The 22411-nt window shown below is 70.5% G+C and carries 21 protein-coding genes and 2 tRNA genes; 18 read left to right on the top strand and 5 right to left on the bottom strand.

The features are described from left to right. Positions 1–80: 80 nt before the first annotated feature. The 5 genes from proB to ACZ7OO_RS13395 all read left to right on the top strand — a co-directional run bounded on the left by proB (position 81) and on the right by ACZ7OO_RS13395 (position 5016). Positions 81–1187 (top strand): glutamate 5-kinase, encoded by a 1107-nt coding sequence (proB, locus tag ACZ7OO_RS13415; protein WP_471504921.1) that lies wholly within the window; start codon positions 81–83, stop codon positions 1185–1187. 126 nt (positions 1188–1313) lie between these two features. After that, entirely contained in the window at positions 1314–1742 is a 429-nt protein-coding gene (locus tag ACZ7OO_RS13410) for a hypothetical protein (protein WP_046733220.1), read from the top strand. Between the two features lie 86 nt (positions 1743–1828). Continuing rightward, complete coding sequence (locus tag ACZ7OO_RS13405; RefSeq protein WP_471504447.1) at positions 1829–3115, top strand: glutamate-5-semialdehyde dehydrogenase; 1287 nt, start codon at positions 1829–1831, stop codon at positions 3113–3115. A gap of 150 nt (positions 3116–3265) precedes the next feature. Further along, a complete protein-coding gene (locus tag ACZ7OO_RS13400) occupies positions 3266–3856 on the top strand; it encodes an SCO2584 family spore wall biosynthesis protein (protein ID WP_471504445.1) in 591 nt (196 codons plus the stop codon). 89 nt (positions 3857–3945) lie between these two features. Continuing rightward, a complete protein-coding gene (locus tag ACZ7OO_RS13395; protein ID WP_471504443.1) occupies positions 3946–5016 on the top strand; it encodes an SCO2583 family membrane protein in 1071 nt (356 codons plus the stop codon). Between the two features lie 10 nt (positions 5017–5026). Here ACZ7OO_RS13395 and ACZ7OO_RS13390 read toward each other — a convergent pair whose 3' ends face one another. Beyond that, entirely contained in the window at positions 5027–6181 is a 1155-nt protein-coding gene (locus tag ACZ7OO_RS13390; RefSeq protein WP_471504441.1) for a M48 family metallopeptidase, read from the bottom strand. Between the two features lie 100 nt (positions 6182–6281). Between ACZ7OO_RS13390 and ACZ7OO_RS13385 the strand changes: the two genes are divergently transcribed. The 7 genes from ACZ7OO_RS13385 (at position 6282) to ACZ7OO_RS13355 (ending at position 10694) form a co-directional block, all read left to right on the top strand. Next, the gene (locus tag ACZ7OO_RS13385) at positions 6282–6443 is read left to right on the top strand and encodes a hypothetical protein (RefSeq protein ID WP_352220513.1); all 162 of its coding nucleotides are present in this window, start codon (positions 6282–6284) and stop codon (positions 6441–6443) included. Between the two features lie 167 nt (positions 6444–6610). Continuing rightward, positions 6611–6778, top strand: a complete 168-nt coding sequence (locus ACZ7OO_RS13380; protein ID WP_352220786.1) for a hypothetical protein — start codon at positions 6611–6613, stop codon at positions 6776–6778. A 69-nt stretch (positions 6779–6847) separates the two neighbouring features. Further along, positions 6848–7540: a nicotinate-nucleotide adenylyltransferase gene (nadD, locus tag ACZ7OO_RS13375; RefSeq protein WP_471504439.1), complete on the top strand. Its 693-nt coding sequence runs from the start codon at positions 6848–6850 to the stop codon at positions 7538–7540. 16 nt (positions 7541–7556) lie between these two features. Then, complete coding sequence (locus ACZ7OO_RS13370) at positions 7557–9272, top strand: LCP family protein (protein WP_471504438.1); 1716 nt, start codon at positions 7557–7559, stop codon at positions 9270–9272. A gap of 104 nt (positions 9273–9376) precedes the next feature. After that, entirely contained in the window at positions 9377–9817 is a 441-nt protein-coding gene (gene rsfS, locus ACZ7OO_RS13365) for a ribosome silencing factor (RefSeq protein ID WP_471504436.1), read from the top strand. After that, positions 9817–10485 carry a histidine phosphatase family protein gene (locus ACZ7OO_RS13360; protein ID WP_471504434.1) on the top strand — a complete coding sequence of 223 codons (669 nt, stop codon included), beginning with the start codon at positions 9817–9819 and terminating at the stop codon, positions 10483–10485. Before rsfS ends, ACZ7OO_RS13360 begins: the two co-directional genes overlap by 1 nt. A 136-nt stretch (positions 10486–10621) precedes the next feature. Beyond that, positions 10622–10694: transfer RNA gene (locus ACZ7OO_RS13355), tRNA-Ala, on the top strand. 60 nt (positions 10695–10754) lie between these two features. On the opposite strand, the gene ACZ7OO_RS13350 is transcribed toward ACZ7OO_RS13355, so the two are convergent. After that, positions 10755–11666 (bottom strand): helix-turn-helix transcriptional regulator, encoded by a 912-nt coding sequence (locus ACZ7OO_RS13350; protein WP_471504920.1) that lies wholly within the window; start codon positions 11664–11666, stop codon positions 10755–10757. Between the two features lie 123 nt (positions 11667–11789). Between ACZ7OO_RS13350 and ACZ7OO_RS13345 the strand changes: the two genes are divergently transcribed. The 3 genes from ACZ7OO_RS13345 (at position 11790) to ACZ7OO_RS13335 (ending at position 13739) form a co-directional block, all read left to right on the top strand. Then, positions 11790–13259 (top strand): MFS transporter, encoded by a 1470-nt coding sequence (locus ACZ7OO_RS13345; RefSeq protein ID WP_471504432.1) that lies wholly within the window; start codon positions 11790–11792, stop codon positions 13257–13259. A 69-nt stretch (positions 13260–13328) separates the two neighbouring features. Next, positions 13329–13502 carry a hypothetical protein gene (locus ACZ7OO_RS13340; RefSeq protein WP_107408581.1) on the top strand — a complete coding sequence of 58 codons (174 nt, stop codon included), beginning with the start codon at positions 13329–13331 and terminating at the stop codon, positions 13500–13502. A gap of 3 nt (positions 13503–13505) precedes the next feature. Next, on the top strand, positions 13506–13739 hold the full coding sequence (locus ACZ7OO_RS13335) for a hypothetical protein (protein ID WP_006136074.1): 234 nt from the start codon (positions 13506–13508) through the stop codon (positions 13737–13739). Here ACZ7OO_RS13335 and ACZ7OO_RS13330 read toward each other — a convergent pair. Beyond that, a complete protein-coding gene (locus ACZ7OO_RS13330; RefSeq protein ID WP_471504431.1) occupies positions 13718–14929 on the bottom strand; it encodes a glycosyltransferase 87 family protein in 1212 nt (403 codons plus the stop codon). The genes ACZ7OO_RS13335 and ACZ7OO_RS13330 overlap by 22 nt on opposite strands. Positions 14930–15042: 113 nt before the next feature. Here ACZ7OO_RS13330 and ACZ7OO_RS13325 point away from each other — a divergent pair. Next, positions 15043–15115: transfer RNA gene (locus ACZ7OO_RS13325), tRNA-Ala, on the top strand. 190 nt (positions 15116–15305) lie between these two features. Here the strand turns inward: ACZ7OO_RS13325 and ACZ7OO_RS13320 are convergent. Further along, positions 15306–16916, bottom strand: a complete 1611-nt coding sequence (locus ACZ7OO_RS13320; protein WP_351691257.1) for an NADH-ubiquinone oxidoreductase-F iron-sulfur binding region domain-containing protein — start codon at positions 16914–16916, stop codon at positions 15306–15308. After that, positions 16913–18205, bottom strand: a complete 1293-nt coding sequence (locus ACZ7OO_RS13315) for a cytochrome b/b6 domain-containing protein (RefSeq protein ID WP_471504429.1) — start codon at positions 18203–18205, stop codon at positions 16913–16915. The genes ACZ7OO_RS13320 and ACZ7OO_RS13315 overlap by 4 nt, the downstream gene beginning before the upstream one ends. Before the next feature lie 426 nt (positions 18206–18631). Between ACZ7OO_RS13315 and leuS the strand changes: the two genes are divergently transcribed. After that, the gene (gene leuS / locus ACZ7OO_RS13310) at positions 18632–21511 is read left to right on the top strand and encodes a leucine--tRNA ligase (protein ID WP_471504428.1); all 2880 of its coding nucleotides are present in this window, start codon (positions 18632–18634) and stop codon (positions 21509–21511) included. Positions 21512–21671: 160 nt separating this feature from the next. Then, on the top strand, positions 21672–22400 hold the full coding sequence (locus ACZ7OO_RS13305; protein ID WP_471504426.1) for a hypothetical protein: 729 nt from the start codon (positions 21672–21674) through the stop codon (positions 22398–22400). The last annotated feature ends 11 nt before the right edge of the window (positions 22401–22411 follow it).

The raw sequence follows: 22411 nt of genomic DNA, 5'->3' as shown, positions 1-22411 counted from the left end.
CCGGACGCCCGTCCCGTTCGCGTAGATTGCTGCCACGCGCAGGGAAGTGGGGACAGGACGTGGCAAGGGCAAGGCAGGCCGTGATCGAGGCCCGCAGGATCGTCGTCAAGGTGGGTTCCTCCTCGCTGACCACCGCCTCCGGCGGCCTGGACGCCGACCGGGTCGACGCGCTCGTCGACGTCCTCGCCAAGAGCCGCAGCGGGGGAGAGAGGGAAGTCGTCCTCGTGTCCTCGGGAGCGATCGCCGCCGGACTCGCCCCGCTCGGCCTGCGCCGCCGCCCCAGGGACCTGGCCCGCCAGCAGGCGGCCGCCAGCGTCGGCCAGGGCCTGCTCGTCGCCCGCTACACCGCCTCCTTCGCCCGCTACGGCGTCCGCGTCGGCCAAGTCCTGCTCACTTCCGACGACATGAGTCGCCGCGCCCACCACCGCAACGCCTCCCGCACCCTCGACAAACTCCTCGCGATGGGCGCCCTGCCCGTCGTCAACGAGAACGACACCGTCGCCACCGACGAGATCCGCTTCGGCGACAACGACCGCCTCGCCGCCCTGGTCGCCCACCTCGTCCACGCCGACCTCCTGGTCCTCCTCTCCGACGTCGACGGCGTCTACGACGGCGACCCCAGCAAGCCCGGCACCTCCCGGATAGCGGAAGTGAGGAGCCCGGAGGACCTCGCCGGCGTCGAGATCGGCAGCGCCGGGAAGGCCGGCGTCGGCACCGGCGGCATGGTCACCAAGGTGGAGGCCGCCCGGATCGCCGCCGCCGCGGGCATCCCGGTCGTCCTGACCAGCGCCGTGCACGCCGCGGACGCGCTCTCCGGAGGCGACACCGGCACCTACTTCCACCCCACCGGCAAACGGTCCGCAGACCGCCTCCTGTGGCTTCAGCACGCCTCCACCCCGCAGGGCTCGCTCACCCTGGACGACGGCGCCGTCCATGCCGTCGTCCAGGGCCGCAAGTCGCTGCTGCCCGCCGGCATCGCCGCCGTCGAGGGCGAGTTCGTCGCGGGCGACCCGGTCGAGCTGCGCGACACCGAAGGGCGCGCGGTCGCCCGCGGGCTCGTCAGCTTCGACGCCAAGGAGATCCCCCAGCTGCTCGGGCGTTCGACCAGGGAGCTGGCGCGCGAGCTGGGCCAGGCGTACGAACGCGAGGTCGTACACAGGGACGACCTGGTGATCCTTCACCCGTAAAACGGGCCGTAACGGCGGACCCCGGTGGGGGACGTTCCGTAAAACCGCCACACGAACCCTTGCGGGCTGCTCAACTTTGTCTCAGGGACACGTTGTTCCGCACGAGCACAGCTGAAGGAGGCCGTCGTGAGACGAGTGCGCCCTGGGGCTGCGGCGTCCCGCGGTGCTCTGACGAGCGTCGCGGCCGGGGACACCTACGAGGAGCCGAAGGACCTGCCCCGCCTGTGGCACGTCACCCTCAGCGTCTGCGGTGCCGAGGTCCCCCTGCCGGAACTGCGCCGCGGACTCGAACAACTGGCTCACGACCATCCGTTCCTCCTTACCAGCCGCTACGCCTGCGACCACGCGGAGATCCGCTACTGGGAAGAGGCCCGCGACCTCCACGACGCCGCGGCCGTCGCGCTGCGCCTGTGGGGCGAGCACCGCCAGACCGCCGGCCTGCCGGCCTGGGAGATCGTCGGCCTGGAGGTCATCGACCGGGCCACCTACCACCAGCGGATCGCCGAGGGCTACGGTCCGCCACCGGCGACACCGGTCGGTATCCACCCGTTCTGACGGTGACCGCTATCGCCCCTTTTGATCCCGTCTCGCGGTATGGGATGACACATGAACGGGAGGTCGGCGCGCACTACCCTTCCCCCATGACCACGCTCTCGCCGTACGACGCCATGTCCCCGGTCACCCAGGCCGCCTATCGTGCCAAGGCCGCCGCCGCCGACCTCGCGCCGCTGCCGCGTGCCGTGAAGGACGACGCGCTGCTCGCCATCGCGGACGCCCTGGAGGTCCGTACGAGCGAGATCGTCGAGGCCAATGCCAAGGACGTCGCCAAGGCCCGCGAGAACGGCACCAGCGAGGCCGTCGTCGACCGCCTCACCCTCACCCCCGAGCGGGTCCGTGCCATCGCCTCCGACGTCCGGGACGTCGCGAAGCTGCCCGACCCCGTCGGCGAGGTCGTCCGCGGCTCCACCCTCCCCAACGGCATCGACCTGCGCCAGGTCCGCGTCCCCCTCGGTGTCGTCGGCATCATCTACGAGGCCCGCCCCAACGTCACCGTCGACGCGGCCGCCCTCTGCCTGAAGTCCGGCAACGCCGTCCTGCTGCGCGGCTCCGCCTCCGCCTACGAGTCCAACACCGCCCTCGTCCGCGTCCTGCGCGACGCCGTCGGTGGGGCCGGGCTGCCCGCCGACGCCGTCCAGCTGGTGCCGGGGGAGGGCCGTGAGTCCGTCCACGAGCTGATGCGCGCCCGCGGCCTCGTCGACGTCCTCATCCCGCGCGGCGGCGCATCCCTCATCCAGACCGTCGTCATGGAGTCCAAGGTCCCCGTCATCGAGACCGGCACCGGCAACTGCCATGTCTACGTCGACGCCCACGCCGACATCGACATGGCGATCGACATCCTGATCAACTCCAAGGCGCAGCGGGTCAGCGTCTGCAACGCCGCCGAGACCCTCCTCGTCCACCAGGACATCGCCGCCGAATTCCTGCCGCGGGCCCTGGACGCCCTTGCCGAGGCCGGCGTCACCGTCCACGCCGACGAACGCGTGCTGGCCTGTGCCAAGGGCTCCAAGGCGACCGTCGTCGAGGCCGTCCCGGAGGACTGGGAGACCGAGTACCTGTCGTACGACATCGCCGCCGCCGTCGTCGACTCCCTCGACAGGGCCGTCGAGCACATCCGGCTGTGGACCTCCGGGCACACCGAGGCGATCGTGACCACCTCCCAGCAGGCCGCCCGCCGCTTCACCCAGCTGGTCGACTCCACCACCGTCGCCGTGAACGCCTCCACCCGTTTCACCGACGGCGGCCAGTTCGGCTTCGGCGCCGAGATCGGCATCTCCACCCAGAAGCTGCACGCCCGCGGCCCCATGGGCCTGCCGGAGCTGACCAGCACCAAGTACATCGTCACCGGCGACGGCCACATCCGCCGCTGACACCCGTACGGCCCAACCGCTCCCACCCGACGGCGTGCGGGCACACGGAAGGGCGTGCGGGGGCCCGCACGGGCGTGAGAGGTGTCTCACCGGGCCTATGAATTTCCATACCGTCTGCCCAAATTGACCCCCCAGGTCTACTCTGGATCCGTGCCGGAGGACGTGGGGGGCACGCCGTTCCCTGACGGCTGGGAGCCCGACGACGACCATGACCGCGGGATGTCGGACGAAGAGTTCGACTCCGTGGTCTTCGACGAGGCCTTCGTGAAGGCGGCCGTGATCCACGAGCCGACCGCGGTCGAACGCCTCCTTGCCGCCGCACAGGCCAGAGCCGAGGCCTCCGAGGCCGAGGCCCGCCGTGCCCACGCCAGGGGCGAACGCTACGACGACGTCTTCGGCCCCGACGGCCCCGATTACAGCCACAGTGCCGACCTCGACGACCTGGACGATCCCGACGTTCTCGACGACCGGTACGGCGCCGCGGGGACGTACGGCAAGCACGTCCGCTGGCACCGTCCCGTCGCCTGGCTGCTCGCTCTCGTCATGGGCATCGGCATGGTCGCGCTGGCCTTCGCGGCGGTCTATCGCGGCGGCTCCGGAGGCAGCCGCGACCAGGTGCCCAGGCCTCCCTCCACCGGCCTGGAGCAGGGCACCGCGGCGGCACCCTCCGTGTCCGCCGACTACTCCCAGCCGGCACAGCCCGCCCAGTCGGCGGTCTCCGCGGTCCCGCGCACCCCCTGAGCGGCGATTGCCCGTCCTGGTGAGAACCTGTCAGAAGTTGTCGTGTAGCAGGGCGTTTACCTGAGGCTTCCGAGACCTACTCTGAGAGTATGGGCGGGCCTGCGGACCCACCCGAGGGGACACCCGAGGGCGGCCCCGCGGGTGGAGAGGACGAGTACCGATCCGTCGTCTTCGACGAATCGTTCGTCCGCGCTGCCCGCCTCCAGGAGTCCTCCGCGCGCGAACGCATGGCCGACCACGCGCCCGCCGTACGCCGCCGCCCGCCGCTGCGCCGGGGCCTCACCCGGCAGGCCCTGGTCCTCGTCCTGCTGATTCTCGTCGCCTTCGGCACCGCGATCTACATGGGCGTCCGCCATCCCTACGGCACGCAGGAGGCCCAGCAGGCCGTCGAGCCCCTGCGGATGACCGTCATCCCGCTCGCCCCGCAGGGCAAGGTGCCCGGCGCCGCCGACGCCGAGGCCCTGTTCGCGCACAGCCCCGCCGCGCAGTACGAGGTCGGCGCCGAGGGGATACCGCTGCCGCCGGCGCGCAGCACCGCGCACTTCTCCGACAGCCAGGTCGTCACCGCCCTGACCACGGCCAAGGACTACATCGTCCGCTCCGCGCTCTACCCCGAGGTCCTCGACAGCAGTGAGGTGCGGCCCCCGCGGGTGCTGCTCGACCCCGGGCAGCTCGACCAGTTCGACCAGAGCGTCGACCACCCCACGGCGGACGGCCGGCACGCGCCCACCGGATGGCTGATCCGCTTCGACCCCACCCGCGCCGAACTCGCCGACCCGAGGATCCGGGTCCAGGGCAGCCTGCAGGCCACCGAGAGCGACGCGGCCACCCTCGAGGTCACCGCCGACCACACTCTCGTCTACGCGCTGCGGCCCACCGGCGCCCAGGCCGGCTCCCAGGTCTCCCTCTTCACCGTGCGCCGCGAGCTGACCTTCCGCTTCGACCGGGACGACCTGCGCCTGCACCAGACCCAGCTGGTCGTCTCTTACGTGCAGGCCGGCCCCCTGTCCTGCGCCGAGGACTCCGCCAACCACCTGCATCCGCTGCTGGCAGGTGAGACGGCCAGGTCGGGCGGCCCGGCGGGCACGAACCCGTACGCCACGGACAGCGCCACCGCCCTGTGCGGAACGCTGGCCACCCGGGCCGAACCGAAGGTCTGACGAGCCCTCGCTACTCCTCGTCCCACGGGGGAGCGTCCTGCGCGGGACCGCCCTGGGCAGGACCGTCCTGCGAAGCGTCCTGCGACGGTGTGTCCTTCGCGGAAGCGCCCTTCGGCGGCGGCGCGCTCGTGAACCCCTCGAAGCCGCGCCTGACCCGGCCGCCCAGACCGCCGGCCCCGCCCGCGATGTCCGTGACCAGCTTCATCAGCGGGTCCTTGGAGCTCTTCACATCGCTCGCGTAGCTCGCCGCCGACTCCTTGAACGAGTCGCTGACCGAGGTGTCCTTGTCCCCGTCGCGCCGCGCATAGTGACCGTCCATGATCCGCTGGTAGTCGCGGGACTCCGCCCACTTCTTCAACTCGGCCGCGCGGACCGTGGTGAAGGGGTGCGAGCGCGGCAGCACGTTCAGGATCTTCAGCACCGAGTCGCGCAGATCGCCCCCGGCCTCGTACTCCTCGGCCTGCTGCAAGAACGCGTCCACGTTCATCTCGTGCAGATGGTTGCCGCCCGCGATCTTCATCAGCCCGCGCATCGAAGCCCGCAGATCCTGCCCCACCAGCAGCCCCGCCCGGTCGGCGGACAGCTCCGACTTGCGGAACCACTCCCGCAGCGCCGTCACGATCGCCATGACCGCGAGATTGCCCAGCGGGATCCAGGCGACGCGCAGCGCCAGATTCGTCAGGAACAGCAGGATCGTCCGGTACACCGAGTGCCCGGACAGCGCGTGCCCCACCTCGTGCCCGACGACCGCCCGCATCTCCTCCTCGTCGAGCAGCTCGACGAGGCCGGTGGTGACGACGATGATCGGCTCGTCCAGGCCGATGCACATCGCGTTGGGCTGCGGATCCTGGTTGACGTACATCGGCGGGACCTTCCCCAGGTCCAGGATGTAACAGGCGTCCCGCAGCATGTCGTTCAGGTGTGCGAACTGCTGGTCCGACACCCGGACCGAGTCGGACAGGAACAGCAGTCTCAGGCTCCGCTCCGGAAGCAGCCCGCTGAGCGCCTTGAAGACCGTGTCGAAGCCGCTCAGCCTGCGCAGCGCCACCAGGGCCGAACGGTCGGCCGGATGCTCGTACGCGCGCGAGGAGATCCCCGGGAACCGCCTGCGCTGCCTGCTCGGCACCCGCTCGCGCCCGTTCTGCTCGTGGCCGTCGTCGGACATGTCATCCCCCATGTGCGTGAGTGCCCACTGGTGCCCCCGAAGCAGGGCCCAGCCTAGGCGGAGATACCGTGGACGGGCAGTACAGCCGAAGGAGTGCCTCATGGAGCACAACCCCCAAGCCGCCTGGCTGACCCAAGCCGCGAGCGCCGCCCAGCAACACGGCTCGGGCAACCTGCTCCGGGTCGTTCTGATCGTCATGTTCCTGGGCTGCGCGCTGACCGCCTGGTTCCTGCTGCGCGGGTACAGACAGAAGGACGACTGAGCCGCCGGGATCGTTCCCCGCCCCGTGCGACCGCTGGGTCGGCCCGGAGGAGTTCTTGTGGCCGGGGAGTGGGCCCAACGGAGGAGTCGGCGTGATCGCCGCCGGGCCGCCCGCATACGATGAGCCGACGTCTTTATCCCGTCCACACGCGATAGGTCCTGCCGCAGATGATGAATCTTCACAGCGCCGCTGCCCAGTTGGTCACCCTCGCCGCCGAGGGCGAGGGGCACGGTGGCAACCACAACAGCCTCAACCCGCTCGTCACCGGCGGCAGCGCGTTCATCATCCTGTTGCTCCTGCTGTGGATCACCACCCGTTTCAACCGCGACCGCTGAGCCGGCGGCCGAGCCCGGCAGCCGTCCTCCGGGCGGGGCCCACGGGCCGGGCCGGTAGGGTCTGCACGCATGGGAGAGCAGGACATGCCTACCGGTCCGGCGAATGACGCGGCCGATGCCGCCGAGGACACGGTGACGACCCCCCGGTACACATCGGCGGGCCCCCCGCACACCGGCAAACGCCGCCTCGGCGTCATGGGCGGAACGTTCGACCCGATCCACCACGGGCACCTCGTGGCGGCCAGCGAGGTCGCCGCCCAGTTCCACCTCGACGAGGTGGTGTTCGTGCCCACCGGGCAGCCGTGGCAGAAGACCCACCGCAAGGTCTCACCGGCCGAGGACCGTTATCTGATGACGGTGATCGCGACCGCGGAGAACCCGCAGTTCTCCGTCAGCCGTATCGACATCGACCGCGGCGGACCCACCTACACCGTCGACACTCTGCGCGACCTGCGCGCCCTCAACCCCGACGCCGATCTCTTCTTCATCACCGGCGCCGACGCCCTCGGCCAGATCCTCACCTGGCGCGACTCGGTGGAACTCTTCTCTCTCGCCCACTTCATCGGCTGCACCCGGCCCGGCCACCAGCTGACCGACCGCGGTCTCCCGGAGGGCGGCGTCTCGCTGGTGGAGGTTCCCGCACTCGCCATCTCCTCCACAGACTGCCGTGCGAGAGTCGCCAAGAGCGACCCCATCTGGTACATGGTGCCGGACGGAGTCGTGCGCTACATCGACAAGCGCGAGCTGTACCGCGGCGAGTGAGCCGAGAGGGGCACCGGTGAACGACCGAAACGACGCGGGCTACGGAAGCGACCAGTACGAACTCGTCGGCTACGACGAGTACGGGCAGCCGGTGTACCGCCAGATCCCGTCGCAACCACAGCAGACGTACGACCCCTACGCCGGACAGGGCTACGGGTACGACCCGTACGCCGGAGGCGGCCAGCAGGGCGGCGCGCCGTCCTACGACACCGGACGGCAGGGTCCGCCGTCGTACGACACCGGGCAGCAGGCCCCCGTCCACGACACCGGGCAGCAGCCGGCCACGCCCGCCTACGACCCGTACGGCACCGGCGGCCGACCCGCCTACGACCCCTACGGACAGGCCGCCACCAGCGGCCGGCAGCCACGGGTCGCCGAGCAGACCGCGCACATCCCCCAGCAGGCCGGACCCGTCGAGGAACCCGCCGGTTTCCGGCCCGCCGAGGACGAACGGGACTACCACACCGAGCAGTTCGCGTTCGTCGAGGATCCGGACGGTGACTCCGAGGACGTCATCGACTGGCTGAACTTCACCGAGAACCGCACCGAGCGCCGCGAAGAGGCCAAGCGCCGCGCCCGCAGCCGCATGATCGCCCTGGTCGTCGTCCTCGCCCTGGTCGCCGTCGGCGGCGCCGGCTACCTCTGGTACGCCGGAAAGCTCCCCGGCCTGTCCTCCTCCGCCTCCAAGGGCGGTACGACGACATCCGCGGCCGCCCAGAAACGCGACGTGGTCGTCGTCCACCTGCACAACACCAGCGGCGGCGGCACCTCGACCGCGCTGCTCGTCGACAACGCCACCACCAAGCAGGGCACCACCGTCCTGCTGCCCAACTCGCTCGCCATGACGGACGACGACGGCACCACCACGACCCTCGCCAAGTCCGTCGCCGACGACGGCTCCTCCGGGACCCGCGACCAGCTCAACACCGTCCTCGGCACCAACATCGAGGGCACCTGGCGCCTCGACACCCCCTACCTGCAGAACCTCGTCGAACTCGTCGGCAACATCGACATCGACACCAACGCCGACGTCCCCGACCCGGACGCCAAGAAGAAGGGCGAGGCGCCCCTGGTCCACAAGGGCAAGGCCCAGACCCTCAGCGGCAAGGCCGCCGTCGCCTACGCCACCTACCGCGCCGCGGGCGAGGCCCAGAACGCCCAGCTGGAGCGGTTCGGGCAGGTCATGCAGGGTGTGCTGCGCAAGATGTCCTCCGACTCCTCGGCCGCCACGGTCACCGTGCAGACCCTCGCGCAGATCCTCGACCCCTCTCTGACCGACAAGGACCTCGGAACCTTCCTCGCCAAGCTCGCCGACCTCGCCAAGGGCGGCGACTACAAGACCGCCCTGCTGCCCGTGCAGAGCGACGGCACCCTCAGCGCCCAGACCAGCTCCAGCGTGGTCAAGGACATCCTCGGCGGCACCGCCAAGAGCCCCTCCGCGGACTCCGCGATCCGCGTCTCCGTCCAGAACGCCACCGGCGCCAAGGACAACACCGACAAGGCGCGTGTGGTCCTCGTCAACGGCGGCTACACCTTCCTGGAAGGCGGAACGGCCTCCGGCACCCAGGCCACCTCCAAGGTGCTGTACTCCGACGCCGCCGACAAGGACAACGCCACCGAGGTCGCCAAGACCCTCGGCCTCGGAACCGGCGCCGTGGCCAAGGGCACCGTCGCCTCCGGCGCCGACGTCTCGGTCGTCCTCGGCCAGGACTACAAGCCGTCGTCCTCCTGAGCGGCCACCCCGCCGCACCCCGCGTGACCCGGGAATCACGTGGGGTGCGCCCGGCGGTCCGTGAGACCCTTGAGGTCAAACGACCGCCGACGGAAAGCCACGTAGTGACCGCCACCGACCGTTCCCTCGAGCTCATCACCGCCGCCGCCCAGGCAGCCGCCGACAAGCTCGCCCACGACGTCATCGCCTACGACGTCAGCGACGTCCTGTCGATCACGGACGCCTTCCTGCTGGCCTCCGCGCCCAACGACCGTCAGGTCAAGTCGATCGTCGACGAGGTCGAGGAACGACTCCAGAAGGAACTCGGCGTCAAGCCGGTGCGCCGCGAGGGCGACCGCGAGTCCCGCTGGATCCTGCTCGACTACGTCGACATCGTCGTCCACGTCCAGCACAGCGAGGACCGCGTCTTCTACGCCCTGGAGCGGCTGTGGAAGGACTGCCCCGAGATCGAGCTGCCCGCCGACGCCAAGGCCACCCGCGGCAAGGCCGAGGAGCACGCCCAGCTGCAGGCCGCCGAGGACGCCGAGCCGGGCGGGGAGTGGTGATGAGCGCCACAGGCGAGGTGACCGACCGCAAGGGCCGCGGCCGCCGCATCATCCTGTGGCGGCACGGCCAGACCTCCTGGAACGTCGAACGCCGCTTCCAGGGCTCCACCGACGTCGAGCTCACCGAGACCGGCATCGGCCAGGCCCGCCGCGCCGCCCGCCTGCTCGCCTCCCTGGGTCCCGACGCGATCGTCTCCTCCGACCTGAGGCGGGCCGCCGACACGGCTGCCCAGCTCGCCGACCTCACCGGCCTCGACGTGATCCGCGACGAGGCGCTGCGCGAGACCTACGCGGGCGTGTGGCAGGGCCTCACCCACGAGGAGATCATCGCCCGCCACGGCGACGAGTACACCGCCTGGAAGCGTGGCGAGCCGGTCCGCCGCGGCGGCGGCGAACTGGAGACCGAGGTCGCCGACCGGGCCGCCCCCGTCGTGCTCCGGCACGCCGAGAAACTGCCCGAGGACGGCACCCTCGTGGTCGTCAGCCACGGCGGGACCATCCGCACCACCATCGGCCGCCTCCTCGGTCTGGCCTCCCAGCACTGGGAGAGCCTCGGCGGTCTCACCAACTGCTGCTGGTCCGTGCTCGGCGAAGGCGCCCGCGGCTGGCGGCTCCTGGAACACAACGCGGGCACCCTCCCGGAGCCCGTCCTCGGCGACGACGACTGAGCGCCCCTCTCGGCCGCCGCCCGAGGATCCTCCGACCGCGCCGCCCTCAGCGGGACCCGGATTTCACTTTCCGGCAGGTCGCAGGCTAAAGTTCTTCTTGTTCGCCCCGCCGAGCGGAAAGACGGGAAGAACGCAAGGGGCTATAGCTCAGTTGGTAGAGCGCCTGCATGGCATGCAGGAGGTCAGGAGTTCAATTCTCCTTAGCTCCACAGATCGACACTTCACTCACTGTCGAGTTGTCAATGATCGGTGATGGGAATCCCGTCCTCTCAGAGGGCGGGATTCTTCGTATTCCATTCCTGGACGATCTCGGCGGCCTCCTCGGCCGTCACCGGCCACAGCCGCTGCCGGCGCCTGCGCAGCAACGCCACCTTCTCCCGCGTCCGTTCGTTCTCCGGTGTGTAGACCACGATCCGGGACTCCGGCAGCCCGTCGATCGACAGCGACTGCGAGGTCATCCGCAGCTCTCCCACCGCCTCATGACGGAACGTCTTCACCCGCGGCCCCGGCTGCGTCACCTCGCCGCTCGCCCACAACCGGGCGAAATACGGGCTGGCCTGCGACAGCGCGCGTATGAAGTCCTCCCAGGCCGGCTCACCGACATGTCTGCCATAGCAGGAGCGCAGGGTCGCCACCATCAACGGCAGTTCACGCTCCCGGTGCACCACCGGGCTGGCCTCCTCGGAGACCGTGAACAGCGTCCACAGCACATTCGGCACACCCATCCGGACCGTCTCCGGTATCAGGAACAGGTTCCGGTAGGCGGCGTTGGTCGCCAGCACGTCATAGCGCGAGGTGTAGACGACCGCGGGCAGCGGGCCCAGCGCGTCGATGATTCCCTGCACCTCCACGCCGACCGACCGGGACAGCCCCTCGGGCGCCGCCGCGAACGGCACCTCCGCCAGCCGGTACAGATGCTCCCGCTCCGGCGGATCCAGCATCAGCGTCCGCGCCACCGCGTCCAGTACCTGCGGCGACGCGTTGATCGGCCGGCCCTGCTCCAGCCATGTGTACCAGGTCACCCCCACGCCCGAGAGCTGGGCGACCTCCTCCCGGCGCAGACCCGGAGTGCGCCGCCGCAGCCCCGGCGGCATCCCCACATCGGCCGGTGTCACCCGGGCCCGCCTGCTGCGCAGGAACGCGGCCAGCTCCGGCCTGCGGCGGTGTGCTGTCGTCCCCATCGTCACGTCCCCCGTCGTCACGTCTCCATCGTGGGCGCCGCACCCGCCCCCTGCCAGGTGCTGCCAGTACCAGCATCGGCGGGCTCTCGGCACCCGTACCGGCCCCTCGCCACGCTCGGACGCATGACGACCACACCCCGGACGGGACCAGGTCCCGCACTCGCTCCGAGCCCTGCGAAAAGTGAAGCACCCGGCACTGACAACCGGCCCCGGCTGCTCCTCGCGGTCGTACTCGCGGCCCTGTTCATGGCCGTGCTGGACGTCTTCATCGTGAACGTCGCCGCCCCCACCATCGCTTCCGAACTCCGAGCCTCCGGCTCCGACTTGCAACTGGTCGTCGCCGGCTACGCCATCACCTACTCCGTGCTGCTGATCACAGGCGCCCGCCTCGGCGACCGGCTCGGCCACGGCCGGGTGCACCTGGTTGGGCTCGCACTGTTCACGACGGCCTCGCTGGCCTGCGGCCTGGCCCAGGGGGTCACCGAGCTGATCGTGTTCCGCCTGGTGCAGGGGGCCGGGTCGGCGGTGATGATCCCGCAGGTCCTCAGCATCATCCAGCGCACCTTCACCGGCGAGGCCCGCATCCGGGCACTCGGTGCCTACTCGGCGGTCCTCGCGGTCGGCGCCGCGGCAGGCCAGATCATCGGAGGCGTCCTGGTCAGCGCGGACCTGTTCGGCACCGGCTGGCGGCCGGTGTTCCTCGTCAACGTGCCGGTCGGCGCCGTACTCCTCGTCCTCGGCAGGCGCATCCTGCCGAGGGGTGCCGGATCCGGGCCGGAGCGGGCGCGCGGCCTTGACCTTCCGGGCCTGGTCCTGATGGGGGCCGCCGTGTCGCTGCTGACGGTTCCGCTGGTGCTCGGCCAGGAGGAGGACTGGCCGCTGTGGTCCTGGCTGTCCCTGGCGGCAGCCGTGCTCCTGTTCGCGCTGTTCTGCGGCTACGAGTCCCGGCTCGCCCGGCGCGGCGGTGCCCCGCTCGTCGCACCGCGGGTGCTGCGCCACCCCGGCATGGGCGTGGCCGTCTCCCGCATCCTCGCCGTCATGGCCGTCAACGCCGGATTCCTCTTCACCCTCACCCTGCACGTCCAGCGCGGCCTCGGCTACGGCGCACTGCGCGCCGGCCTCACCTTCGCGCCGACCGCCGTCGTCTTCGGCGCCGTCGCGCTGACCTGGCGCAGGTGGCCCGCCTCCTGGCAGCGGGCGCTGACCCCGGCCGGGTTCGCGCTGACCGCGCTGTCCGTCGCCTGCGTCGGGCTGGCCTTCCGCGGCGGCGGCGACGGGGGCGCGCAGCTCTATGCGGCGTACGCCGGCGTGGGCGCGGGGCTCGCGCTCGCCTTCAGTCCGACACTCACCGGGGCACTCGCAACCGTGCGCCCCGAGGACGCGGCGGACGCCAGCGGCCTCCTGGCGACCGTCACCCAGCTCGGTCAGCTCATAGGCGTCGCCGCATTCGGCACACTGTTCTTGAACCGGCTTGAGTCACTTGGGGCGCCACGGGCGTATACCTCTGCGGAGGCGCTGTCAGCCTGCGCGTGGGCGCTCGCCGCGACGGCGGCCGCGGGTGCCGTGTCCGGACTGGTACTGAGGCGTCGCTGACCGTATTGGTCCGGCCGTGGCAGAATCAAACGGCCGGAAGGGGGCGCGGCCCGACGGGAGGGAGTAGCGATGCCTGCGAGCATCCTTGAGGAGGGCGGCCACCTCCTCGGTGCGGCGTTGATACGGGATACGATCACCCGGCTGCTCTGCCCTTCCTGCGGTTCCGCACATGTGGCCCAAGTGCTGGGTGACAACGGCGGGATCTCCTACGTGTGCACGGCCTGCGGCCACAGCTGGAGCTGATCGATGGGTGCACACAGGCGGAAGTGCGACTGGTGCGGAAGCGGCACCCCGATCGTCCGCGACATGGAGCCGATCAACCCCGACTACCAGTACTGGTGCGAGGAATGCGCTCGGGCGCTGATCATAAAAGGCGACCCGATCGAGACCTACCGTGAGCTGGAGGGCGAGCCGATCTACGGCCGCCTTCTCGAGGAGCACTGCACGCTCAAGCGGTTCTACTCGTTCGTCACGGCCTGAGCGCTGCCCGGCTTCGGCAACGATGTCCGGGCCAGCGCCAGGAACAGCAGCCCGGTGACCGCGTAAAGCGCCGAGAGCGTCAAGTCGACGACGTTCTGGTGCAGTTCGGGCCGTCCGTGCCGGTGCGGCACCCACCAAAGGGCGTACGAGCAGAAGACCAGCAGCGTGCCGGCGGCCGCCGCCCGGTGCCCCCGCGTCCACAGCAGCAGCACCACGGGCACGCACCACACCCAGTGATGCGACCAGGACACCGGGCTGATCAGCAACGCGGTCACCGCGCACCCGGCCACCGCCCAGCCCCGCCGGCCGCGCAACTCCGCCGCGACCGCCACCACGAGCCCCAGGACGGCCGTCAGTGCCGCAGCGGCGGTCCAGAGCGCCCCGGGCTCGGGAGTGTGCAGCAACCGCGCCAGAACGCCGCGCAGGGCCTGATTCGCGGTCTCCTCGGCACGCCCCACCCGCCCCGTGCGGAACACCATCCCGGTCCAGAACCGCCACGAGTCGTACGGCAGGACGGCCGCTGCCAGCAGGGTCGCCCCCGCGAAGGCGGCAGCCGCCCCACGCGCGTGCCGCAGCCACGGCCCCCCGTCCCGGCCCACGCGGCGTGCCATCAGGCCCGTGACGAGCAGGAACACCGCGAACAGGGCCGGCGTCAGCTTGACCGCGGCCGCCAGCCCGATGCCCACCCCCGCCCAGCGGCCCGGACGTTCGGCGGGAGGCCGTGACAGATCCCACAGGACCAGCACGGCCAGCAGCAGATTGACCTGCCCGTAGCGCACGGTCGTCCACACCGGCTCGCACCACACCGCCGCCGCCGCAACCCACAGGACGCCCTCTACGCGCGCGTGCCCGACGAGCCGGAGCGAAAGCGCCACGAACACCACCAGAAGAACGAGGTTCCCGGCAGTCGCCAGCGTCCGCATGGTCGTGACGTCGGGCAGCGTCAGCGGGATGAACAGCAGCGCCGCGAACGGCGGGTAGGTGGACGGCAGATGAGCGGCCGTCGTACGCAGTGCGTAGAGGTCACCGCCCGCGAGGACCGTCGCCCCCTCTGCCCGGTAGACCATCAGGTCGATCATCGACACGTGCGCGGCCCGCTGTGCCACCCAGAACGCCGCGAACGACAAGAGGCACGCCCCCAGGGCAGCCGACACCCGGCGCCGGGTCTCGGAGAACGCGATCACGGTCACGAAGTCCGACACTAGCGTCCGTATCCGCACAGAACGGAAACGATTTGGTGGTGCACCCCGTCGACCGTGTAATGTTGGCGTCGCCGCCGGGGAGACCGGGCGGTGCGAAACGCGGGGCTATAGCTCAGTTGGTAGAGCGCCTGCATGGCATGCAGGAGGTCAGGAGTTCAATTCTCCTTAGCTCCACAGAAGTCGAAGGCGGACCATCCGGATGGATGGTCCGCCTTCGACGTTGTCGGGAAACATTCGGGAACATCGGAAACGGGCGCCGCGAAACTTCTGTCCCGTACAAGGCGGGCCACCCGACCGGGTGGCCCGCCTTGTACGGGTACTTGTCGCGTTGCTGGTGCTGGTGCTGGTGCTGGTGCTGGCGCGATCAGCGGCCGAGGGCCCGGCGGCCGCGGCCCTGCGAGAGAACCGGCAGGTTCTTGGCCGGCGCCTGGGAGCGCGTGTCCTCCTCGAGACGCAGGGCGAGCGCCGGGCAGCGGCGCACCGCGCGCAGCGCCTTGGCCTCCGCGAACCGCGGCACCTTCGCCTGCGCCACCGTCGGGAAACCGTCCGCGCCCAGCTCGAAGACCTCCGGCAGGATGTCCGCGCACAGGCCGTGGCCCCGGCACAGCGTCCAGTCGACGTAGATCTTCTGACGGCTGCCGCTGGTCTCCTCCGGCTCTCCGCCGCCCGGGATGCCGGTCGGGAGCTTGCCGTCCTCGAAGAGCGGCAGAACGCCCTCCACGGGCCGTCCACAGCCGTTCCCGAGGACATGCGCGGCCAGGTCGTCGGTGAACGCCTTGATCGTCGACTCCAGGAACATCGCGGAACCGTCCGGATGCGAGCACGCGCCGCGCCGCTTCACGTTCTTCGCGACCTGCTTGAGCGCCTCCAGGGCGGCCGGTCCGCCGCCGTTGAGGATGTCCTCCATGCCGCGCGCGGCCGCCGGCAGACCGAGGTAGCAGGGACCGCACTGCCCCGCGCTCTCCTCCGCCAGCCACTGGGCGACCCGCAGCGACTCGCCCAGCGGACAGGTGTCCTGCGTGATCGGCAGAATCGCGCCGGCACCCAGCGCACCGCCGACCGCGTCCAGGGAGTTGCGGGACACGATCGCCTCGTTGACCGTGGCCGCGTCGATCCACTTGCCGTGGTAGCCGCCGGTCAGCACACCCTGCGGCACCGGCGGGGCGCCGGCCAGCTGCAGGACGTAGCGCAACGGCACACCTGTGGGAACCTCGATCACCATGGGGCGGGCGACCGCGCCGGAGACCGTCAGCATGACGGTGCCCGGCTCGTCGTACAGGCCGGTGTTGCCGTAACGCTCCGGGCCGATCCGGGCTGCGATCGCCAGCTGTGCGAACGTCTCCGCGTTCGACAGCAGCGTGGGCGCGCCGCCGACACCGTTCTGGGACGCACTGGTCTTGCGGCCGGGCGGGATCGCCGGACCGCCGTCGATCGAGCGGACCAGTGACGCGGCCGCGCCGGTGACCATCCGGACCGGGTTGCGCTGGACGAACGCCTTCAGGGCCGAACGGCGGCCGGTGCTCAGACCGCGTTCGGCGAGCGCCTGCTCCATGGAGCGCTGTGTGGACTCCCGGGTGACCCCCACCACGAGCGTGCGGGCACCCAGCGCCTCGGCGCACAGCAGCGCGCCGTCGAGGATCAAATGCGGGGCGCGGTTGATCAGCACCGTGTCCTTGCGGCAGGCAGGCTCGTCCTCGCTGCCGTTGACGACGACCACCGGCCGTACACCGCGCTTGATCGCCGCTTCGGCGACCGAGCGCAGCTTTTTGTGGAAGGGGAAGCCCGCGCCGCCGCGGCCCTTCAGGTTGATGCGTTCGGAGAGCTGCGCGAGCTGCTCCCCGCCCAGGGGCTCAAGCGGCCCGTGCACCTTGAGATGCATGGGCAGATCGAGTCTTTCGACAAGGTCGAAGCCCGACGTGAGCTGCGGAAGGCCGACCACGCGGACTTCTGGGACGTCGGGCAGGGCCTCGTTCACCTATAGCCTCCGGAAGGCGTGTTCCAAGGTTCGCCCGAACCCGGTGCGTCGAAGGACGCTCCGGGCGCTGGTTCGTTGGCGGGACCGCTGTTGTACGTGTCGTTCGAGTTGTACGTGCCGTAGCGGGCATTCGTCTCACCCGTGTCGTACACATCACGTCCACCCGTTCCATTGGTGCCCGGATTGCCATAGACCGGAATGTTGTATCCGGTGTCCTGGAACGGGTCGTATGCCGACGGCGGTGCCTCGCCGACCGGCGGCGGGGACGGGACCGGCCAGCTGCCCGAGGTGCTGCCGGAGCCGTCCATGCGCGGGATGGCCTCGGTGGCCTGGAGGTCCAGCCGCTCCATGCGCGCGGTCTGGCCGGCCGCGAACGGCGACTGGGGCTGTCCGGGCGTGGAGGTGGCCCGGTAGGCGGCCGCGAAGCCGGAGGCCGGCTCCGGGGCGGGTGTGCCGGACGGGAACAGCGGGTTGGGCTGCGGGGCCGCCCTGTCGGCCCGCGAGGGCCTCGGCTCGCGTTCGCGCCCGCCGTCGTAGCCCGGCAGCCCGGACTCGCCCGCCCGGGCTCGGCTGGCGTCCAGCTCGTCCAGGTCGGGGCGCTCCGAGCTGCCCAGGACGGAGACGAGACGGTCGGCGACCTTGCGCTTGAACGGGCGCGGGGCGGCGCGAAGCGCGAGCGCGGCCATCACGCCGACCAGGCACAGGTCATAGGAGATCATGAAGAACGGCTTCGCCGCGCGGCCCGCGTACAGGCCGTGGATCAGCGCGGCGCACCAGGCCGGGTAGGCCAGCATGTGCATCGCCCGCCAGCGGGCCGCCACCACGGCCGGGGCGGCGAAGTTGCTGCGCAGGGCACCGGTGACACCCACGAAGATCATCAGCAGCCCGGCCAGCGAACCGAGCCCGATCAGGCCGGCGCTTCCGGTGATGCCGAGCGAGAACGGGATGATCGCGGCGATCACCACGGTGTGGTCCAGGGCGATCTTCGTGACGATGTGCACCAGCAGGAACGCGATCGAGGCTACCGCGGTCGTCCGGTGCACCGCCTGGCCGATGATCCGCTGGCGGGTGTTGAGGAAGATGCGGTCCTGTGCGATCAGACCCCAGATCACCGAGCAGCTCAGCGAGACGAGTGACAGCACGCCCGCGCCGAAGTTCAGGAACGACTGGAACTGGCTGCCTCCGGTCAGCACGACCACGGGTATGAGCAACAGGACGACAGCGGACGCCACCCCCCAGGCCGAGCGGCCTGGCTTGGGGAGCGAGCTGTTACTACGACGAGGGTTCATGGGGGCAACTCCGAGCAGTTCGGGAAAGCGGTCCCGGTGCCGCAGCCTAAGTGGCGCCATACCGATCAGTACGAGGTTTGAGTTATTGCGTTGTTATCAAAGGGCAATGCGGGCCTTGCGATGTCCCTTAGCGGTCGTTACGCGAAGTAACTTTTGAACCTGGTTCAACTCTCGTCCCGGTTGTCGCCTTACACGTACGTGTCAACCGCTGATACGTAAGCGCGTCGCAGCTTGCTCAAGGGCTGCGGTACCCTGACGCCATGCGTGCCGTACGCCTTCTGCTTAGCGGGCCGCGCTGATCAGTCCCGACCGCCGGACGAAACGGCGGGTCGGCATCGGCGCGGCGTCCCCTCCTGTGTGAGGGGATTTTTCGTTTCTAGAAAGTCACAGCCGCAGGCAGAGACGATCGATGGAGCTTTGAGGATCATGAGCGAGACGAACCCCGCTGCCGCCGCCACGTCGGCGGAGGCCGCGCCGCACCGCTACACGGCCGCCCTGGCGGCCGAGATCGAGGCACGCTGGCAGGACTTCTGGGACGCCGACGGCACCTATGCGGCGCCGAATCCCACGGGCGACCTGGCCGGCGATCCCGAGCTGGTCGCCAGGCCCAAGAAGTTCATCATGGACATGTTCCCGTATCCGTCGGGGGCGGGACTGCACGTCGGCCACCCCCTGGGCTACATCGCCACCGACGTCTTCGCCCGCTTCCAGCGGATGAACGGCCACAACGTCCTGCACACCCTGGGCTTCGACGCCTTCGGCCTGCCCGCCGAGCAGTACGCCGTGCAGACCGGCACGCACCCGCGTGTGTCCACCGAGGCGAACATCGAGAACATGAAGGCCCAGCTGCGCCGGCTGGGCCTCGGCCACGACAAGCGCCGGTCGTTCGCCACGATCGACCCGGACTACTACAAGTGGACCCAGTGGATCTTCCTGCAGATCTTCAACTCCTGGTACGACGACGAGGCGAAGAAGGCCCGCCCGATCTCCGAGCTGATCGCCCAGTTCGAGTCCGGTGAGCGTGCCGTACCGGGCCACACGCGCGCGTGGAACGAGCTGACCGCAACAGAGCGCGGCGACGTCCTGGGCGAGTTCCGCCTGGCCTACGCCTCCGACGCACCGGTCAACTGGTGCCCCGGGCTGGGCACGGTGCTGGCCAACGAGGAGGTCACCGCCGACGGACGCTCCGAGCGCGGCAACTTCCCGGTCTTCAAGGCCAAGCTGCGCCAGTGGAACATGCGCATCACCGCCTACGCCGACCGGCTGCTGGACGATCTGGACGAGCTGGACTGGCCCGAGGCCATCAAGCTGCAGCAGCGCAACTGGATCGGCCGCAGCGAGGGCGCCCGCGTCGACTTCCCGATCGACGGCGAGAAGATCACCGTCTTCACCACGCGCCCCGACACCCTGTTCGGCGCGACCTACATGGTGCTGGCCCCCGAGCACCCGCTGGTCGACAAGTTCGTCCCGGCCGCCTGGCCCGAGGGCACCCACGACGTGTGGACCGGCGGCCACGCGACGCCGGCCGAGGCCGTGGCCGCGTACCGCGCGCAGGCCGGCGCCAAGTCCGACGTGGAGCGGCAGGCCGAGGCCAAGGACAAGACCGGTGTCTTCACGGGCGCGTACGCGACCAACCCGGTCAACGGCGCCAAGGTCCCGGTGTTCGTCGCCGACTACGTGCTGATGGGCTACGGCACCGGCGCGATCATGGCCGTACCGGCCGGAGACCAGCGCGACTTCGAGTTCGCGCGCGCCTTCGAGCTGCCGATCGTCTGCATCGTCGAGCCGACCGACGACCGCGGCACCGACACGTCGACGTGGGAGAACGCCTTCGCCTCGTACGACGCGAAGATCATCAACTCCTCGAACGACGACATCAAGCTGGACGGTCTGCCGGTCGCCGAGGCCAAGGCCCGCATCACCGAGTGGCTGGCCCGCAAGGGCATCGGCGAGGGCACCGTCAACTTCCGGCTGCGCGACTGGCTGTTCAGCCGCCAGCGCTACTGGGGCGAACCCTTCCCGATCGTCTACGACGAGGACGGCGTCGCCCACGCGCTGCCCGAGTCGATGCTGCCGCTGGAGCTGCCGGAGGTGGAGGACTACTCGCCGCGCACCTTCGACCCGCAGGACGCGGACACCCAGCCCGAGACGCCGCTGTCGCGCAACGAGGAATGGGTCAACGTCACTCTGGACCTGGGCGACGGGCCGAAGAAGTACCGCCGCGAGACCAACACCATGCCCAACTGGGCCGGTTCATGCTGGTACGAGCTGCGCTACCTGGACCCGCACAACGACCGGCAGCTGGTCGACCTGGAGATCGAGCGCTACTGGATGGGCCCGCGCCAGGGCATGCCGCACGGCGGTGTCGACCTGTACGTCGGCGGCGCCGAGCACGCGGTGCTGCACCTGCTGTACGCCCGGTTCTGGTCGAAGGTGCTGTACGACCTGGGCCACGTCTCGTCCGCCGAGCCGTTCCACAAGCTGTTCAACCAGGGCATGATCCAGGCCTACGTCTACCGCGACGGCCGCGGTTTCCCGGTGCCCGCCGCCGAGGTCGAGGAGCAGGACGGCGCCTACTACTACCAGGGCGAGAAGGTCACCCGGCTGCTGGGCAAGATGGGCAAGTCCCTGAAGAACGCGGTGACTCCGGACGAGATCTGCGCCGAGTACGGCGCCGACACGCTGCGCCTGTACGAGATGGCGATGGGGCCGCTGGACGTCTCCCGGCCGTGGGACACGCGCGCGGTCGTCGGCCAGTTCCGGCTGCTGCAGCGGCTGTGGCGCGTCATCGTCGACGAGGCGACCGGTGAGGTAACGGTCACCGACGCCGATGCCGACGAGGAGACGCTGCGTGCCCTGCACAAGGCGATCGACGGCGTCCGCCAGGACCTGGAGGGCCTGCGCTTCAACACCGCCATCGCCAAGATCACCGAGCTGAACAACCACCTGACCAAGGCGGGCGGCGCGGTGCCGCGTACGGTCGCCGAGCCGCTGGTGCTGATGATCGCGCCGCTGGCCCCGCACGTCGCCGAGGAGCTGTGGCGCAAGCTGGGCCACACCGACTCGGTCGTGCACCGTAACTTCCCGGTCGCCGACCCGGACTACGTCGTGGACGAGACGGTGACCTGCGTCGTGCAGATCAAGGGCAAGGTCAAGGCCCGCCTGGAGGTGCCGCCGACGATCTCCGAGGAGGAACTGGAGAAGGTGGCGCTGGCCGACGAGAAGGTCGTCGCGGCGCTGGACGGCGCGGGTATCCGCAAGGTGATCGTCCGCGCGCCGAAGCTGGTGAACATCGTCACGGCGTAACAGCCGCAGGCCGCCTCCGAGTGGTCCCCTACGGGCAGGTTCGGGGTTTTTCTGGAACTCCGGGCCTGCCCTTTGCGTTTACCGTTGAGGAGCGCGGCCACCCATGCCGTGCTCGGAAGCGGTGGTGTGGTCGGGTGGCCGGGAGCGGAGGAGGAGCACCGTGGAAGCAGTGATCGCCGTATTCGCCGTGCTCTTCCTGCTCTTCGTCGCGGGCGGGGCGTATGTCACGTTCAAGGCGGTCGGCGCCGCCAAGCGCAGTGTGGACCGTACGATCACGCAGGCCCGGCGGACGGTCGAGGAGCACACGCTGCGCGCCAAGTCCATGGTCCAGATCGGCCCGGCGGGCGAGATCGCCCAGCTGCGGCTCACCCTGCGCACCTCGATGCGGGCCACCCAGGACGCCCTGCACGCGGGCGCCGGCGACGACGAGTCGCTGAAGGAGTCCCTCGGCCTCTTCCAGCGGCTCAGTGCACACGGGCACGAACTGGACGGCGAGCTCAGGCGCCTGGAGTCCGAGCCGGACCGGGCCACGCTCGCCGCACGGCTGCCCGAGCTGCGCCGGCGTACCGCGCGTATCACCGACTCCGCGGACGCCCTGCGGTGGGCGGCGCGTGACCGGGCCCACCGGTTCGCCGACGACGATCTGGACACCCTGAGCACACAGATCGGCGTCGAGGCGGACGCCCTGCGGCACTGGACCCGTCCTGCACCCGCGCCCGAAACCCCGCCGTGGCCCGAGGCCGCCGCCGGCCAGGGCGACCGCCAGACCTGGCCCGAGGCACCCCGGTCCGCCCCGGACGAGGAACCGGCGCAGCCCGCGATCAGCCCGCCCGGGCGGCGCCAGACCTACCCCTGGCAGAAGAAGCCCCGGCCGGAGAGCACCACTTGATGCGGCCGGTC

It is taken from the genome of Streptomyces sp. NPDC111744, assembly GCF_055634995.1.
The sequence above is the reverse complement of the archived record's forward strand: the minus strand, read 5'-3'. Positions and strand labels throughout refer to the sequence as shown.

Bases quoted from the DNA above. Each gene is read 5' to 3' on its own strand.
- nadD (WP_471504439.1), top strand. From the start codon at position 6,848: ATGGGAGAGCAGGACATGCCTACCGGTCCGGCGAATGACGCGGCCGAT.
- leuS (WP_471504428.1), top strand. From the start codon at position 18,632: ATGAGCGAGACGAACCCCGCTGCCGCCGCCACGTCGGCGGAGGCCGCG.
- ACZ7OO_RS13405 (WP_471504447.1), top strand. From the start codon at position 1,829: ATGACCACGCTCTCGCCGTACGACGCCATGTCCCCGGTCACCCAGGCC.
- ACZ7OO_RS13345 (WP_471504432.1), top strand. From the start codon at position 11,790: ATGACGACCACACCCCGGACGGGACCAGGTCCCGCACTCGCTCCGAGC.
- ACZ7OO_RS13340 (WP_107408581.1), top strand. From the start codon at position 13,329: ATGCCTGCGAGCATCCTTGAGGAGGGCGGCCACCTCCTCGGTGCGGCG.
- ACZ7OO_RS13385 (WP_352220513.1), top strand. From the start codon at position 6,282: ATGGAGCACAACCCCCAAGCCGCCTGGCTGACCCAAGCCGCGAGCGCC.
- ACZ7OO_RS13315 (WP_471504429.1), bottom strand. From the start codon at position 18,205: ATGAACCCTCGTCGTAGTAACAGCTCGCTCCCCAAGCCAGGCCGCTCG.
- ACZ7OO_RS13395 (WP_471504443.1), top strand. From the start codon at position 3,946: ATGGGCGGGCCTGCGGACCCACCCGAGGGGACACCCGAGGGCGGCCCC.
- ACZ7OO_RS13350 (WP_471504920.1), bottom strand. From the start codon at position 11,666: ATGGGGACGACAGCACACCGCCGCAGGCCGGAGCTGGCCGCGTTCCTG.
- ACZ7OO_RS13380 (WP_352220786.1), top strand. From the start codon at position 6,611: ATGATGAATCTTCACAGCGCCGCTGCCCAGTTGGTCACCCTCGCCGCC.
- ACZ7OO_RS13335 (WP_006136074.1), top strand. From the start codon at position 13,506: ATGGGTGCACACAGGCGGAAGTGCGACTGGTGCGGAAGCGGCACCCCG.
- ACZ7OO_RS13360 (WP_471504434.1), top strand. From the start codon at position 9,817: ATGAGCGCCACAGGCGAGGTGACCGACCGCAAGGGCCGCGGCCGCCGC.
- ACZ7OO_RS13390 (WP_471504441.1), bottom strand. From the start codon at position 6,181: ATGTCCGACGACGGCCACGAGCAGAACGGGCGCGAGCGGGTGCCGAGC.